The sequence below is a fragment of the Pluralibacter gergoviae ATCC 33028 = NBRC 105706 genome (genome assembly GCF_001598855.1).
Taxonomy (GTDB): domain Bacteria; phylum Pseudomonadota; class Gammaproteobacteria; order Enterobacterales; family Enterobacteriaceae; genus Pluralibacter; species Pluralibacter gergoviae.
This window is the reverse complement of the sequence record NZ_BCZS01000035.1, coordinates 24,910-40,798: the sequence shown is the minus strand read 5'-3', so window position 1 is coordinate 40,798 and position 15,889 is coordinate 24,910. Positions and strand designations below refer to the sequence as shown.

The 15,889-nt window shown below is 58.3% G+C and carries 16 protein-coding genes; 7 read left to right on the top strand and 9 right to left on the bottom strand.

Annotated elements, in window-relative coordinates:
* The 3 genes from ENGE1_RS28675 to chaB form a co-directional block, all read right to left on the bottom strand.
* Nucleotides 1-621: BapA/Bap/LapF family prefix-like domain-containing protein (locus ENGE1_RS28675; protein ID WP_155731566.1), on the bottom strand; the 621-nt coding region annotated here is incomplete at its 3' end.
* 722 nt (nt 622-1,343) lie between these two features.
* Entirely contained in the window at nt 1,344-1,997 is a 654-nt protein-coding gene (locus ENGE1_RS22550; RefSeq protein WP_048252954.1) for a gamma-glutamylcyclotransferase, read from the bottom strand.
* A 158-nt stretch (nt 1,998-2,155) separates the two neighbouring features.
* Nucleotides 2,156-2,389 (bottom strand): putative cation transport regulator ChaB, encoded by a 234-nt coding sequence (gene chaB / locus ENGE1_RS22545; RefSeq protein ID WP_043083488.1) that lies wholly within the window; start codon nt 2,387-2,389, stop codon nt 2,156-2,158.
* Between the two features lie 263 nt (nt 2,390-2,652).
* Here chaB and chaA point away from each other — a divergent pair, with 263 nt between their 5' ends.
* Nucleotides 2,653-3,753, top strand: a complete 1,101-nt coding sequence (chaA, locus tag ENGE1_RS22540) for a sodium-potassium/proton antiporter ChaA (RefSeq protein ID WP_048252953.1) — start codon at nt 2,653-2,655, stop codon at nt 3,751-3,753.
* Nucleotides 3,754-3,795: 42 nt separating this feature from the next.
* Here chaA and kdsA read toward each other — a convergent pair whose 3' ends face one another.
* From kdsA to hemA, 5 genes are all read right to left on the bottom strand, one after another.
* Nucleotides 3,796-4,650 carry a 3-deoxy-8-phosphooctulonate synthase gene (gene kdsA / locus ENGE1_RS22535; protein WP_043083485.1) on the bottom strand — a complete coding sequence of 285 codons (855 nt, stop codon included), beginning with the start codon at nt 4,648-4,650 and terminating at the stop codon, nt 3,796-3,798.
* Nucleotides 4,651-4,689: 39 nt separating this feature from the next.
* Entirely contained in the window at nt 4,690-5,499 is an 810-nt protein-coding gene (sirB1, locus tag ENGE1_RS22530; protein WP_043083484.1) for an invasion regulator SirB1, read from the bottom strand.
* Nucleotides 5,500-5,576: 77 nt separating this feature from the next.
* Nucleotides 5,577-6,413 (bottom strand): peptide chain release factor N(5)-glutamine methyltransferase, encoded by an 837-nt coding sequence (prmC, locus tag ENGE1_RS22525; RefSeq protein ID WP_048252952.1) that lies wholly within the window; start codon nt 6,411-6,413, stop codon nt 5,577-5,579.
* Nucleotides 6,413-7,495: a peptide chain release factor 1 gene (gene prfA, locus ENGE1_RS22520; RefSeq protein WP_048252951.1), complete on the bottom strand. Its 1,083-nt coding sequence runs from the start codon at nt 7,493-7,495 to the stop codon at nt 6,413-6,415. The genes prmC and prfA overlap by 1 nt, the downstream gene beginning before the upstream one ends.
* 42 nt (nt 7,496-7,537) lie before the next feature.
* A complete protein-coding gene (gene hemA / locus ENGE1_RS22515; RefSeq protein ID WP_043083481.1) occupies nt 7,538-8,794 on the bottom strand; it encodes a glutamyl-tRNA reductase in 1,257 nt (418 codons plus the stop codon).
* Nucleotides 8,795-8,997: 203 nt separating this feature from the next.
* Between hemA and lolB the strand changes: the two genes are divergently transcribed.
* The 4 genes from lolB (at nt 8,998) to dauA (ending at nt 13,366) form a co-directional block, all read left to right on the top strand.
* Complete coding sequence (gene lolB / locus ENGE1_RS22510; RefSeq protein ID WP_048252980.1) at nt 8,998-9,612, top strand: lipoprotein insertase outer membrane protein LolB; 615 nt, start codon at nt 8,998-9,000, stop codon at nt 9,610-9,612.
* The gene (gene ispE / locus ENGE1_RS22505; protein WP_045289491.1) at nt 9,609-10,472 is read left to right on the top strand and encodes a 4-(cytidine 5'-diphospho)-2-C-methyl-D-erythritol kinase; all 864 of its coding nucleotides are present in this window, start codon (nt 9,609-9,611) and stop codon (nt 10,470-10,472) included. Before lolB ends, ispE begins: the two co-directional genes overlap by 4 nt.
* Before the next feature lie 137 nt (nt 10,473-10,609).
* Nucleotides 10,610-11,557, top strand: coding sequence for a ribose-phosphate diphosphokinase (gene prs, locus ENGE1_RS22500; protein ID WP_086499860.1), 948 nt, complete (start codon nt 10,610-10,612; stop codon nt 11,555-11,557).
* 123 nt (nt 11,558-11,680) lie between these two features.
* Complete coding sequence (dauA, locus tag ENGE1_RS22495) at nt 11,681-13,366, top strand: C4-dicarboxylic acid transporter DauA (protein ID WP_048252950.1); 1,686 nt, start codon at nt 11,681-11,683, stop codon at nt 13,364-13,366.
* Nucleotides 13,367-13,437: 71 nt separating this feature from the next.
* On the opposite strand, the gene ychH is transcribed toward dauA, so the two are convergent.
* Nucleotides 13,438-13,704, bottom strand: coding sequence for a stress-induced protein YchH (gene ychH, locus ENGE1_RS22490; RefSeq protein ID WP_048252949.1), 267 nt, complete (start codon nt 13,702-13,704; stop codon nt 13,438-13,440).
* A 259-nt stretch (nt 13,705-13,963) separates the two neighbouring features.
* On the opposite strand from ychH, the gene pth reads away from it, so the two are divergent.
* Together pth and ychF are read left to right on the top strand one after the other, a co-directional pair.
* The gene (pth, locus tag ENGE1_RS22485; RefSeq protein WP_048252948.1) at nt 13,964-14,548 is read left to right on the top strand and encodes an aminoacyl-tRNA hydrolase; all 585 of its coding nucleotides are present in this window, start codon (nt 13,964-13,966) and stop codon (nt 14,546-14,548) included.
* A 116-nt stretch (nt 14,549-14,664) separates the two neighbouring features.
* Entirely contained in the window at nt 14,665-15,756 is a 1,092-nt protein-coding gene (gene ychF, locus ENGE1_RS22480; RefSeq protein WP_043083475.1) for a redox-regulated ATPase YchF, read from the top strand.
* Nucleotides 15,757-15,889 lie beyond the last annotated feature (133 nt).

Genomic DNA, 15,889 nt, shown 5'->3' with positions numbered 1-15,889 from the left:
GTCACTGTCAGAATCCGAGTCACTGTCAGAATCCGAATCGCTGTCAGAGTCCGAGTCGGAGTCACTGTCAGAATCCGAATCACTGTCAGAATCCGAGTCGCTGTCCGAATTCGAGTCAGACTCATCAACCGGTCGGCCGGGGACCGTATCATCGCTATCGCTGTCCGAATCGCTATTGCCAGCAAAGACATCGCGCTTATGTCCGTCATCATCACTGGCCAGCAGGGTGAATGCCGTGGCACTTAAGCCACCGGCGGCAGCAAAAAGCCAGGGATTAATACCGTCCCCGGCACCTTCAATCAGCAGCGCATCAATATCGATTAAGGGTTCAAAATGCAAACCCGCCTGGGGATCTTTTACCCACCACAGCGCACCGTGCTCGTCCTCAAATACCAGCTCATTACCGTGCCCCTGGGCATCAACGACAAAGTAGTTATGGATTGTAGTTTTTTCGCCGTTTTTAAGCGTAATGACGAGATCGTTACCGGTGCGGGAAAGTTGAGATATTTCTTTCGGATCGATGTTTAATTTGACGATTGTAGGTCCGGAAAGATTGATAAATGAGCCACTAACAGAAGTCGTTGCACCGCCATCTCTGGCAGTAAGCTGTATGCTCGCCATATATAAACCCTCGTCTCAGACTTATTTTAAAAGTTATAAAACTAGAGAGATTCCTGGTGTTTAAGCAATGCTGAATCGATAAACGGCTTATATATGGACGTCATCAAAGATGAAATCCACAGCCTGCTTTGCTTGTTGCAAGCAAAGCGTCATCATCAATATTCTTAAATAAAATATCGTTCTGGCTGTTCTAATGTTTTACATGTTGTTTTTTATCGCTTTGTGCCTCAGAAATAGCCAACAAGCGCGAATGTACGCCACCTGCGTCAGCTGTAGGCCTTTGGCTTATTAACTGATTATGTTTCCTCTTATTCTGACCAGAATGGTCGGGGCATAGGTTACTGTAATTTAAGAGTGTAGACACTAATATTACAAAGAGCAGCATACCGCAATCACCAGTTTAATAAAAAAGCCATTCATATCACAGAAATTTAACTAACAGGCTGTTTTACAAGTAAAAATAATTTCATAAAAAATGAAAATTTAATAATAAAAAAAAGTTATTTATATTATATATCATCCGACCAGAGATCAAAAATCACACAAATATAAATATCAACACACGCTTAAGAGCGGGAATATACCCACATTAAAAACAAATCTTTTAATGGGATTATTTAACAGTGAATGATTAGAATAATATCCAGGCAACTTCTAAGGTTATCCGGATTATAGAGTACAGAAAATGGGCGACACAGAAAAGGACGAAGCCGATATTTTATCTAAATAAGCTGTCGGACCTTTACAATCAGATCGTTCAGGCTGTCGTCCCTCATCCCCAGGCGGGCCAGCGATTGCTCCAGCGAAAATAAGTATTGCGCATTGGTTCCCAACGGGCCGCTGGCGGCGGCAATCAGCGGCGCAACGATCTGCGGGCGGGTATCGGATTCATAGAGCGGATGGCGCGGATCCATAATAAATACCAGCGCGTTTACCGTCCGGCCATCGTCCAGATTGAGGCGGCACCAGGTCGGCAGGTAGCAGCCGGTGATCATTTCACGCTTCCACAGCAGGGAGAGTTCTTCTTCAAGGGAGCTGGCGTTTAGCCGATAGGCGACGCCGGTGGTGCGCCCGCCCTGCTTGAGGGCAAGCATGCGGCCCGGCTGACAGGCGCTGCCCCGGCCTGCGGTCAGCCGCAGGCAAAAGGCCCGGTGCCACCCTACAAGGGTGCCGGTGCAGGATTCACAAAACTCGAGAGCAGGGTTCCACATCAGGGAACCGTAACCGAAGATCCAGACGGGTCCATCATCGGGCCTGCAGGCCAGAGTCGCCGCAAGCGAAGCGGCGCGCTGTTCCGGTGACCAGAGCAGCGACTCCTCGATAGCGCCAAACGCCGTTTTACAATCGGCCTTTAGCAGGAAATCACGCGTTAACATCTTATTACACCTCCGCCACTGCGCGCTTCCCTGCCACCACATTCCCTCATGCACTGCTGAAATATTATCCGGATAATGGCGATAATATGCAATGTCGGCCCTGCGATACAGCAACCGCGGCTAAACAGACGCTAAAGCCAGTACCTTCCTCTTCGCTGCTAATGGCTTTTCTTATGCCATTTATCGTCATCGCCCTTTTGATACTCATTTTTAACCGCCGCCCAGGCAACCCGGTGGGCGGTCTCCTCCCGGCTGGCGTCGCCCCGCCTGTCCTCTTTGTGTCGGTACTGCTCCCAAGCGCTGTTAAAAGCCTCTTTGTAGATATCCTGCGCATGGGCGGGGAGCACGTGCTGGACGCTCTCGGGTAAATCGCTTCGCGTTTTATAGGGCATACTGACCTCCGGTTTTCAGGTAAAAAATGAGTGTGGATGCGGTATGCCGGAAAAGCAAACGTGAGGCAAAAATAGATTTAATAAAAAGCAACTGACTGTTATTTATCACTAAACAGAGGAAAAGCGCGGGATATGCAACCTCCGATTAAAAATCCTATCAAGAGGTAAAATTCAGTAAAATTTTGACGCACATCACAACCTGTCTGCTATTGTAGCCCGCTGGACTATCAATAATTACAAACCTGCTTACATGGAGATGCTACATGACACACGCACACGAGGCGGTGAAAACCCGCCATAAGGAGACCCTGCTTATTTTGCCGGTGCTGGCGCTGGCGGTGCTGTTTTTCTGGGGAAGCAGCCAGTCGCTGCCGGCGGTCGTCGGGATCAATATCCTGGCCCTGATCGGTATCCTCAGCAGCGCATTCAGCGTTGTTCGCCACGCCGACGTCCTCGCGCACCGCCTGGGCGAGCCCTACGGCTCGCTGATATTAAGCCTTTCCGTCGTTATTCTGGAAGTCAGCCTGATTTCCGCGCTGATGGCGACCGGCGACGCCGCGCCAACGCTGATGCGCGACACGCTCTACTCGATCATCATGATAGTCACCGGCGGTCTGGTTGGCTTTTCACTGCTGCTGGGCGGCCGCAAGTTTGCAACCCAGTATATGAATCTGTTCGGCATCAAGCAGTATCTGATCGCGCTCTTCCCGCTGGCGGTGATCGTACTGGTGTTCCCGATGGCGCTACCCGACGCTAACTTTTCAACCGCCCAGGCGCTGCTGGTCGCGCTGATTTCCGCCATTATGTACGGCGTCTTTCTGCTGATTCAGACCAAAACCCACCAGAGCCTGTTCGTTTACGAGCACGAAGACGACGGCGATGATGACGATCCGCACCACGGCAAGCCTTCGGCGCACAGCAACCTCTGGCACGCCGCGTGGCTTATCGTCCACCTGATTGCCGTTATCGCGGTCACCAAAATGAACGCGAATCCGCTGGAAACGCTGCTCACCAGCCTGAATGCCCCGGTCGCCTTCACCGGCTTCCTGGTCGCACTGCTGATCCTCTCGCCTGAGGGACTGGGCGCGCTGAAGGCGGTGCTGAATAATCAGGTCCAGCGGGCGATGAACCTGTTCTTTGGTTCGGTGCTGGCGACCATCTCCCTGACGGTGCCTGTGGTGACGTTGATTGCCTTTCTTACCGGCAACGAACTGCAGTTTGCCCTCGGGGCACCGGAGATGATCGTGATGCTCGCCGCGCTGATGCTGTGCCAGCTGTCGTTCTCAACCGGTCGTACCAACGTACTCAACGGCGCCGCCCACCTGGCGCTGTTTGCGGCCTATCTGATGACGATCTTTGCCTGACCGCCCGGAGACGTAAAAAAACCCGCCGCGGCGGGTTTTCTTTTACTTGCTGGTATCCAGCGGCTCGAAATTCTTCACCAGATCGTCAATAGCTTTGATCTGCTTGAGGAACGGTTCAAGCTTATCGAGCGGCAGCGCGGATGGGCCGTCGCACTTCGCGTGCTCAGGGTCCGGATGTGCTTCAATAAACAGGCCTGCCAGGCCCGTTGCCATGCCGGCACGCGCCAGCTCAGTGACCTGGGCACGGCGGCCGCTGGAGGCGGCGCCGAACGGGTCGCGGCACTGCAGAGCGTGGGTCACGTCGAAGATGACCGGCGAATTACCGGAGACGGATTTCATCACGCTGAAGCCCAGCATATCGACAATCAGGTTGTCGTAGCCGAACTGGGTGCCGCGATCGCAGAGGATCACTTTGTCGTTGCCGCCTTCGGCGAACTTATCGACGATGTTGCCCATCTGGCCGGGGCTGACGAACTGCGGCTTTTTGACGTTGATCACGGCGCCGGTTTTCGCCATCGCCTCGACCAGATCGGTCTGGCGGGCGAGGAACGCCGGCAGCTGGATCACGTCAACCACTTCGGCTACCGGCTGCGCCTGCTGCGGCTCATGGACGTCGGTAATGATTTTCACGCCGAAGGTCTGCTTCAGTTCCTGGAAAATTTTCATGCCCTCTTCCAGGCCCGGACCGCGATAGGATTTGATAGAGGAGCGGTTTGCTTTGTCAAAAGAGGCTTTGAACACGTACGGAATGCCCAGCTTCTGGGTTACGGTGACGTAGTGTTCGCAGATGCGCATTGCCAGATCGCGGGACTCCAGCACGTTCATGCCGCCAAACAGCACGAACGGCAGGTCGTTCGCCACGTTGATATCGCCAATGCTGACCACTTTTTGTTTCATAGGATCGCCTTATCAGAGGTTAATCGGATTCATTCCGGATTAATGCAGAGTAATGTGCTTGTGCGAGATGGTGCTGATCTGCGCACGAATGATTTCGCTGATCGGATCTTCCGGGCACTGCTCCACAAAGTAGCTGAGATCGTTAAGCGCTACGTGATCGCAGTCGAGCTGGGCGTAGATAAGCCCGCGGTCGCGAATTTCGTAGGGATCTTCCGGATTAAACTGCAGCAGCGCTTCGCTGACCCGCAGGGCGAGCTCCATCTGGTGCTCCTCCATCAGCGCCGACTTGAGGGTATCCAGCAGCTTGCGGATCACCTCGGCGTTATCGGCCTCGTCGAGATCTTCATTGAACAGCTCCGCCACCGGGCTGATATTGCCTTTCAGCCACACCTCCAGGGTGTGTTCGTCGAGGGTATCGCCGTTGAACGGATTGATAAGCCACATTTCGCCGGTTTCAACGTCGGCCCGCAGCAGCAGCTGGGTCGGAAAAATCACCGGCATCATCGGCAGCGACAGGCGCTGGGCAACCCACAGCATGATCGCACCGAGCGACACGGCGCTGCCTTCGCGGTTTTTCAGCACTTTATCAAGCCACAGGGCGTCGGAAAGCCGGTAGACGCCGCGTGAGGCGCTGAAGCCCCATTCGTTGTAAAACAGCTCAAGCAGCCGCTCAACCTGGCGGCTGTCGGTCCAGGCGGGGCTTATCTCCTCCTGGGCCTGACGCACCAGTTGCTCCAATTCGTCGGTGACGTCCTGGGCCGGAAAATCGTCCCGGATCAGCTCAGAAATGAGGATCATGCCATCACATAGCGGCGCTTTATTAAATTCAAAATCTGCTAATGACCTCATGCCCTACCCCAACTGCGGGCTGCCCGTGGCAGCCTGATAACTTCAAAATGATGGCAATGATAACGCTAAACGCCCCGTCAGTCAGCATGACGCTGCCCGAGGGTCAGGCGCTCGTTGCCGCCGTAATCGCGGCAGGTTTCAATCCGGCGATAGCCGGCGTCGGTAAACAGCTGCCGAACCGCCGCGCCCTGGGTCCAGCCGTGCTCCACCAGCAGCCAGCCGTCCGCCAGCAGAAACTGACGGGAGCGCGCGATGATGTGCGCCAGGTCGGCCAGGCCCGCGTCGCCCGCCACCAGCGCGCTTTTCGGTTCAAAGCGCACGTCGCCGAGGGCGAGGTGCGGGTCCCGCTCGTCAATATAGGGCGGATTGCTGACGATAGCGGCGAAGGTCTGCCCTTCCAGCGCGCTGAACCAGTCGCTCTGCATTATGGTGACGTTGGTTATGCCAAGTTCAGCGGCGTTGCGGGCCGCCAGCGCCGCGGCGTCGGCCACGTAGTCAACCGCCGTGACCCGGCAGTCGGGCCGCTCGCTCGCCAGCGCCAGGGCGATAGCGCCGGTGCCGGTGCCGAGATCGAGAATATCGCACGGCGCGGCGGGCAGGCGCTGCAGCGTCTGCTCAACCAAGCACTCGGTGTCCGGGCGCGGGATCAGCGTCGCCGGGGAAACCCGCAGCGGCAGCGACCAGAACTCTCGTCTGCCGACCAGATGCGCCACCGGCTCACCGCCGGCGCGGCGCGCCAGCAGCGCCTCCAGCGCCGCTTCTTCGGCGGGCGCCAGCGGCGTTTCGTCAAACGCGAGGATAAAGGTGCGCGCCCTGCCGGTGACGTGCCCGAGTAAAATCTCCGCGTCCCGCCGCGGGCTTTCGCCGCCCGCCAACCGGGTTACCGCCGCGCTCAGCCACTGCTTAAAATTCATCATTCCTGATCGGACAGCGCCGCCAGCTGGTCGGCCTGGTACTCCTGAACGATAGGCTCGATCAGCATGTCAAGCTTGCCTTCCATAGCTTCGTCCAGCCGGTAGAGGGTCAGGTTGATGCGGTGGTCGGTCACCCGGCCCTGCGGAAAGTTGTAGGTGCGGTTGCGGTCGCTGCGGTCGCCGCTGCCCAGCAGGTTGCGGCGGGTAGAGGCTTCGGCCTGCTGACGTTTAGCCATCTCCGCGGCGCGAATGCGCGAGCCCAGCACCGACAGCGCCTTAGCCTTGTTCTTGTGCTGGGAGCGCTCGTCCTGACACTCGACGACGATGCCGGTGGGCAGGTGGGTGATGCGGATCGCCGAGTCGGTGGTATTAACGTGCTGACCGCCCGCGCCGGAGGATCGGAAGGTGTCGATGCGCAGATCGGCCGGATTAATGTCGGGCATTTCCGCCTCCGGCACCTCCGGCATGACCGCCACGGTGCAGGCGGAGGTATGAATGCGTCCCTGGGATTCGGTGGCAGGCACGCGCTGTACGCGGTGGCCGCCGGACTCGAACTTCAGCCGGCCGTAGACGCCCTCGCCGCTGATTTTGGCGATCACCTCTTTAAAGCCGCCGTGCTCGCCCTCGCTGGCGCTCATGATCTCAACCCGCCAGCGGCGGGATTCCGCGTAGCGGCTGTACATGCGGAACAGGTCGCCGGCAAACAGCGCGGCTTCATCGCCGCCGGTCCCGGCGCGCACTTCCACAAAGACGTTGCGCTCGTCGTCCGGATCTTTCGGCAACAGCAGCACCTGCAGCTGCGCCTCAAGCTGCTCGCCCTTCTCTTTCGCGTCGCGCAGCTCTTCCTGCGCCATCTCGCGCATTTCCGGATCGTCGAGCATCATCTGTGCGGTTTCGATATCTTCCTGCACCTGCTGCCAGTCGGTAAAACATTTCGAGACGTCGCTGAGCTGCGCGTATTCGCGGGACAGCGCGCGGAAGCGATCCTGGTCGGCGATGGTTCCGGCATCGCCCAGCAGCGCCTGGACTTCCTCATGGCGCTCGTGCAGAGCTTCCAGTTTGGCAACAATAGAAGGCTTCATAGGCGTAAGTGCACCCTGTTATTAAAATAAGTGAGAGCTGCGCTATTCCAGCCCGAGGCTGTTGCGCAGAATATGCAGGCGTTCGTCATCCCCGTCGCGGGCGGCCTGCTGAAGTGATTTGGTCGGAGCGTGGATCAGGCGGTTGGTGAGCTTATAGGCCAGATCCTGCATGATAGCTTCGGCGTTGCCGCCCTGCTGCAGGGCAGCCAGTGCGCGGGTCGTGAGCTCGTCGCGCACCCCTTCTGCCTGAGAGCGGTACTCACGGATTGTCTGGCTGGCGCTCTGGGCGCGCAGCCACGCCATAAATTCGCCGGCCTCCTGCTCAACGATGGTTTCGGCCTGTTCGGCCGCCACCTTGCGCTGGGCCAGGTTGTGCTGAATGATGCTGTGCAGATCGTCAACGCTGTAGAGGTAGGCGTTGGCGAGCTTGCCGACTTCCGGCTCGACGTCGCGCGGTACGGCGATATCGACCAGCAGCATTGGCTGATTGCGGCGGGCCTTCAGCGCCCGCTCAACCATGCCCTTGCCGATGATAGGCAGCGGGCTGGCGGTGGAGCTGATAATGATATCCGCTTCTTTAAGGCGCTCGTCAACTTCGCTCAGGGCAAGGACTTCCGCATTCACTTCATCCGCCAGCACCTGCGCGCGTTCGCGGGTCCGGTTGGCAATCAGCATCTTCTTGACGCCGTGCTCGCGCAGGTGGCGGGCAACGAGTTCAATGGTTTCCCCCGCGCCGACCAGCAGCACGGTGACAGACGAGAGAGATTCGAAGATCTGTCGCGCCAGAGTACAGGCGGCAAAGGCGACGGAGACGGCGCTGGCGCCAATATCCGTTTCGGTGCGCACCCGCTTGGCAACGGAAAAGGATTTCTGGAACATGCGTTCCAGCTCGCTGACGTTAAGATGGCCGCGGCTGGAGTCGGCAAAGGCCTTTTTCACCTGACCTAAGATCTGCGGCTCGCCGAGTATGAGCGAATCCAGCCCGCTTGCGACGCGCATCAGATGGCTGACCGCCTCATTATCCTGATGCCAGTAGAGGCTGTTGCGCAGGTCGTCTTCATTAAGCTGGTGGTAGTCGCACAGCCAGCGGATCAGCGATTCGCGCAGGTTCTCCTGCTCTTCAACGCTGAGATAGAGTTCGGTGCGGTTACAGGTAGACAGCACCACGCCGCCCTGCACCATTGGCTGGGAAAGCAAGCTTTCCAGCGCCTGGTCAAGCGTATCCGGCGAAAACGAAACCCGTTCTCGCAGCGCGACTGGCGCGGTTTTGTGGTTAATGCCTAATGCGAGCAGCGTCATGGATGAAGAAGTAATGCCAGCGTTGATAAGGTTAGTCTGGACGCATCATACAGGATGCGCAAGGTCAATAAAAGAGATGCGGCCCTTTTGCAGCCATCGTTAAATTCATGATTTAAGACAATCTGAGCGTAGACGCTGCCGCGAGGCAACGCTACGATTGTTCTCAATAACTTTAATAGATAACAAGGATTTTCCCTATGAGCATGACCCGATTGATGCGCCTGGTGCCGCTGGCCGCGCTGGTTCTCTCCGCCTGTACGCTCAATCACGCGCCGAAAGGGCCGGGACAAAGCGTGGACTCGCCGCAGTGGCGGGCGCACCAGCAGCAGGTTCGTCAGCTTAACCAGTATCAGGCCCGCGGCGCGTTCGCCTTCATTTCAGACGATCAGAAAGTGTACGCCAACTTTTTCTGGCAGCAGACCGGCCAGGATAACTATCGCCTGCTGCTGACCAATCCGCTTGGCAGCACCGAGCTCTCCCTGACCGCCAAACCGGGCAGCGTGACGCTTGTCGATAATAAAGGGAAATCCTATACCGCCACCGACGCCGAGGAGATGATCGGCAAGCTCACCGGGATGCCCATTCCGCTCAACAGTCTGCGCCAGTGGATCCTCGGCCTGCCGGGTAACGCCACCGACTACACGCTGGATGACCAGGCGCACCTGAGCGAACTGACCTACGCCGAAAACGGCAAAACCTGGAAAGTGGTTTACGGCAGCTATGATGCGAAAACCACGCCGCCGATGCCGTCAAACATGGAGCTGACCGAAGGCAGCGAGCGCATCAAGCTGAAGATGAATAACTGGATCGTGAAATGAGTCCCACGCGCTGGCCGTCTCCGGCAAAACTGAATCTGTTTCTCTACATCACCGGGCAGCGTCCCGACGGCTACCACACGCTGCAGACGCTGTTCCAGTTTCTTGACTACGGCGACACCTTGACGATTGACGTCCGCCGCGACGGCCAACTGCGGCTGCTGACGCCGGTAGAAGGCGTGGCCGATGAGGAAAACCTGATTATTCGCGCCGCCCGACTGCTGATCGCGGCCGCCGGAAAAAGCGGTCGTTACGACGCCGCCTGCGGTGCGGACATCAGCATCGACAAACGCCTGCCGATGGGCGGCGGCCTCGGCGGCGGCTCCTCGAATGCTGCCACGGTGCTGGTGGCCCTTAACCACCTCTGGCGGTGCGGCCTGACGGTCGATGAGCTGGCGGCGCTGGGCCTCACTCTCGGCGCCGACGTGCCGGTGTTCGTCCGCGGCCACGCGGCCTTTGCCGAAGGCGTGGGTGAAGTGTTAACCCCGGTCACGGTGGCGGAAAAATGGTATCTCGTAGCGCACCCCGGCGTCAGCATCCCGACCCCGGTCATTTTTAAGGATCCGGACCTGCGCAGAAATTCGCCAAAAAGATCAATAGAAACGTTATTAAATTGTGAATTCAGCAACGATTGCGAGGTTATCGCAAGAAAACGATTTGGTAAGGTTGATGCGGCGCTTTCCTGGCTGTTAGAATACGCGCCGTCGCGCCTGACTGGCACCGGAGCCTGTGTTTTTGCTGAATTTGACACCGAATCCGCTGCCCGTCAGGTGCTGGAACACGCCCCCGACTGGCTGCAGGGCTTTGTTGCCCGCGGTGTTAACACCTCGCCGCTGATGCAGGCATTGAACGGGGCAAACTGAGTGTCGGTGACAGCGTCACCCCGTTCCAGACGCTGCATCGTGCTCGCTAATACACCGAATGGATGAAGCCGTGCCTGACCCGCACAAGTTCCAGGACCGCTTTATCCACCACTGGACGCATGCCTGAGGTTCTTCTCGTGCCTGATATGAAGCTTTTTGCTGGTAACGCCACCCCGGAACTAGCACAACGTATTGCCAACCGCCTGTACACTTCCCTTGGCGACGCCGCTGTAGGACGTTTTAGCGACGGTGAAGTCAGCGTACAAATCAATGAAAACGTACGCGGTGGTGATATTTTCATCATCCAGTCCACTTGTGCCCCCACTAACGACAACCTGATGGAACTGGTTGTCATGGTCGATGCCCTGCGCCGCGCTTCTGCAGGCCGTATCACCGCCGTAATCCCCTACTTTGGCTATGCCCGTCAGGACCGTCGCGTACGTTCCGCCCGTGTGCCAATCACAGCCAAAGTTGTCGCGGACTTTCTGTCCAGCGTCGGCGTTGACCGCGTATTGACCGTAGACCTGCATGCTGAACAGATCCAGGGCTTCTTTGATGTGCCGGTAGATAACGTTTTCGGCAGCCCGATCCTGCTCGAAGATATGCTGCAGCTGAAGCTGGAAAACCCGATCGTGGTTTCTCCGGACATTGGCGGCGTCGTGCGCGCCCGCGCCATTGCCAAGCTGCTTAACGATACCGACATGGCGATCATCGACAAACGTCGTCCGCGCGCCAACGTCTCTCAGGTAATGCACATTATCGGTGACGTCGCCGGCCGCGACTGCGTACTGGTTGATGACATGATCGATACCGGCGGCACCCTGTGCAAAGCTGCCGAAGCGCTGAAAGAGCGCGGTGCTAAACGCGTATTCGCCTATGCGACGCATCCGATCTTCTCCGGTAACGCGGCGAAAAACCTGCGCGACTCGGTGATTGACGAAGTGATTGTGTGCGATACCATTCCGCTGTCCGACGAGATCAAAGCGCTGCCGAACGTGCGCACGCTGACCCTCTCCGGAATGCTGGCGGAAGCGATTCGCCGCATCAGCAACGAAGAATCTATTTCCGCAATGTTCGAACACTGATAGATTTTAGCTGCTGTTAAAAACCCGCTGCGGCGGGTTTTTTTGGCCCTGACGACAATTTGTATGACTAATGCCACCTTCAGACGCCGCTCCCGACGCTGATGCGCACGAGGTGATTGCCCAGTGAACAGATCCCATCTTGCAGAGATCCTGCCTTTCCGCGCGCTCATTGACGCCTGCTGGAAGGAGAAGTACACCACCCAACGCTTTATTCGCGATCTTATCGCCGGGGTAACCGTCGGGATTATCGCCATTCCGCTGGCGATGGCGCTGGCCATCGGCAGCGGCGTGGCGCCGCAGAACGGTCTCTATACGTCGGCGGTTGCCGGGATAGTGATCGCCCTGGCCGGCGGCTCGCGCTTCAGCGTTTCCGGGCCGACGGCGGCGTTTGTGGTGATCCTCTATCCGGTCTCCCAGCAGTTTGGCCTTGCGGGGCTGCTGGTGGCGACGCTGATGTCCGGCGTATTCCTGATCCTCTTCGGACTGGCGCGCTTCGGGCGGCTGATCGAATACATCCCGGTGTCGGTGACCCTGGGCTTTACCTCCGGGATCGGTATTACTATCGCCACCATGCAGATAAAGGACTTCCTCGGCCTGCAGATTGACCACAACCCGGAGCACTACTGGCAAAAAGTCGCCGCGCTGGCGACGGCGCTGCCGACGCTGAATATCGGCGATACCGCCATTGGCGCGGTGACGCTGGCGGTGCTGATCTTCTGGCCGCGTCTCGGCATCCGCCTGCCGGGCCACCTGCCCGCCCTGCTGGCCGGCTGCGCGGTCATGGGCGTGGTTAACCTGCTCGGCGGCGACGTGGCGACCATCGGCTCGCGCTTTCACTACCTGCTGAGCGACGGCACCCAGGGCAACGGCATTCCGCAGCTGCTGCCGCAGCTGGTACTGCCGTGGCACACATCCGGCAGCGGCTTCACCCTTAGCCTGACGTCCATCCAGGCGCTGCTGCCGGCGGCATTTTCGATGGCGATGCTCGGCGCCATTGAGTCCCTGCTGTGCGCCGTGGTGCTTGACGGTATGACCGGCACCCGCCACAAGGCCAATAATGAGCTTATCGGCCAGGGGCTGGGCAACATCATCGCGCCGTTCTTCGGCGGCATTACCGCCACGGCGGCGATTGCCCGCTCGGCGGCCAACGTCCGCGCCGGCGCCACCTCACCCATCTCGGCGGTGATCCACGCCGTGCTGGTACTGCTGGCCCTGCTGATCCTCGCCCCCCTGCTCTCCTGGCTGCCGCTGTCGGCGATGGCCGCGCTGCTGCTGATGGTGGCGTGGAACATGAGCGAGGCCCACAAGGTGGTGGCCCTCCTGCGCCGGGCACCGGTGGATGACGTTATCGTCATGCTCATCTGCATGTCGCTGACGGTGCTGTTTGATATGGTGATCGCCATCGGCGTCGGCATCGTGCTGGCCTCGCTGCTGTTTATGCGCCGCATTGCCCGTATGACCCACCTGGCGCCTGTCGCGGTCAGTGCGCCGGATGATGTGCTGGTGATCAGGGTCATTGGTCCGCTGTTTTTTGCCGCCGCCGACAGCGTGTTTACCGATCTGAAGGCGCGCGCCGAAGGCAAGCGTATCGTGGTGCTGAAGTGGGACGCGGTGCCGGTGCTCGATGCCGGCGGGCTGGAGGCGTTCCAGCGTTTTGTTCAGGCGCTACCGGAAGGCTGCGAGCTGCGGGTGTCGAATCTGGAGTTTCAGCCGCTGCGCACCCTGGCGCGGGCGGGCGTGCAGCCCATTGCCGGGCGTCTGACCTTCTTCCCGAATAAGGAAGCGGCGCTGGCGGATATTGCGGCCTGACCGACCGCACGGTTCCGGAAAGTAAAGCGCCGCCCGGCAGAGGGCGGCGCTTTAGAAAACAGACGAGAGTGTTAGTGGATGTCGCGACGGCAGCGCTTGTCGTAGTGGCGGTGCCACCAGTAGCGGTCGCATACCTGCTCCCGGCCGCTGATACGCGCGCCGGCAAGCCACATCACTGCGCCGACGAAGATGGCGAGCACCGCGCCCTGCGCAAATAGGGCGGGCATATTAAAGTCGGGAAGCTGATTGAGTACCGCACAGGCAATACCCGCAACCATCACAACCATCCCTATGCCCATAAACGAATTACCGCATACTGCCGCATTTTTACGTTTCATATGTCACCTCCGGAAGCCGGGTTGACAGGGAGTGTCCCTGCTCCATGTGTGTAAAGTATAGGTGACACTTTAAGCGATATGTGCGCTGACGATCACAATTGCGAACATTCTCACAACATAACTTTACATATAACGCGATGAATTAGTGGGTTTTATAATTATTTCACCAGGCAACTACTTCGCCTGCCGCTTAACTTTGTCAACCGCGCCCGCAGCCAGTACACTACGCGGCAATTGACGATGTACTCAGGACCTGAACGTGACGATTAAACTGATTGTCGGCCTCGCCAACCCCGGCGCCGAATATGCCGCCACCCGCCACAACGCCGGCGCGTGGTATGTGGATCTGCTGGCCGACCGCGCCCGCGCCCCGCTGCGCGAAGAGAGCAAATTCTTCGGCTATACCTCGCGGATTAACCTCGCCGGGGAAGACGTGCGTCTGCTGGTGCCGACCACCTTTATGAACCTCAGTGGCAAGGCCGTTGCCGCGATGGCGACCTTCTTTCGCATCAATCCGGACGAAATTCTGGTGGCCCACGACGAACTGGACCTGCCGCCCGGCGTGGCAAAGTTCAAACTCGGCGGCGGCCACGGCGGCCACAACGGCCTGAAGGATATCATCAGCAAACTCGGCAATAACCCCAACTTTCACCGCCTGCGCGTCGGCATCGGCCATCCGGGCGATAAAAACAAGGTTGTTGGATTTGTGCTCGGCAAGCCGCCGCTCTCCGAACAGAAGCTGATCGATGAGGCCGTAGACGAAGCGGCGCGCTGTACCGAAATCTGGCTGAAGGACGGCTTAGCCAAAGCCACCAACCGCCTGCACGCGTTTAAGGCACAATAACGCCCCGCCGGGCGGCATTTTTGCCTCACGCCGTGTATAATAGGCGCAGTTGTTTACTTTTCTGCAGCCTGTTTCCTGTAACAGGTTGATTATCAAAGATTAAGGTGATTTACATCATGGGATTTAAATGCGGTATCGTCGGCCTGCCTAACGTCGGCAAATCCACCCTGTTCAACGCGCTCACCAAAGCCGGTATCGAAGCGGCCAACTTCCCGTTCTGTACCATCGAGCCGAACACCGGGGTTGTGCCGATGCCCGATCCGCGTCTGGATAAATTAGCCGAGATCGTCAAACCGCAGCGCATCCTGCCGACCACCATGGAGTTCGTCGACATCGCGGGTCTGGTAAAAGGCGCCTCGAAGGGCGAAGGTCTGGGCAACCAGTTCCTGACCAATATCCGCGAAACCGAAGCCATCGGCCACGTGGTGCGCTGCTTTGAGAACGACAACATCATTCACGTCGCGGGCAAAGTGAACCCGGCGGAAGATATCGACGTTATCAACACCGAGCTGGCGCTGTCCGACCTCGACACCTGCGAGCGCGCCATGCACCGCGTGCAGAAGAAGGCCAAAGGCGGCGATAAAGACGCGAAGGCCGAACTGGCGGCGCTGGAGAAGTGCCTCCCGCACCTGGAAAACGCCGGGATGCTGCGCGCGCTGGATCTGAGCGCCGAAGACAAAGCGGCGATCCGCTACCTGAGCTTCCTGACCCTCAAGCCGACCATGTACATCGCCAACGTTAACGAAGACGGCTTCGAGAACAACCCGTACCTCGACCAGGTGCGCGAAATCGCCGCCAAAGAAGGCTCCGTGGTGGTGCCGGTCTGCGCCGCCGTCGAATCCGACATCGCCGAGCTTGACGACGAAGAGCGCGACGAGTTTATGGCCGAACTGGGTATCGAAGAGCCGGGCCTTAACCGCGTGATCCGCGCGGGCTACTCCCTGCTCAACCTGCAGACCTACTTCACCGCCGGCGTCAAAGAAGTGCGCGCCTGGACCATCCCGGTCGGCGCTACCGCCCCGCAGGCGGCGGGCAAAATTCACACCGACTTCGAGAAGGGCTTTATCCGCGCCCAGACCATCGCTTTTGACGATTTTATTACTTACAAAGGCGAACAGGGCGCGAAAGAAGCGGGTAAGATGCGCGCGGAAGGGAAGGATTATGTCGTTAAAGATGGCGACGTGATGAATTTCCTGTTTAACGTCTAAAACGCCCCGCCGCAGCGTTCGCTTACCTCCGCAGCGTTGCCAGCAAAAATCCACGCGCCCGCGTGGATTTTTTCTTTCTCCGCCCGCCGGTTTATCAATCCGATATTTTGCACATCACTATGATAATCCGCTG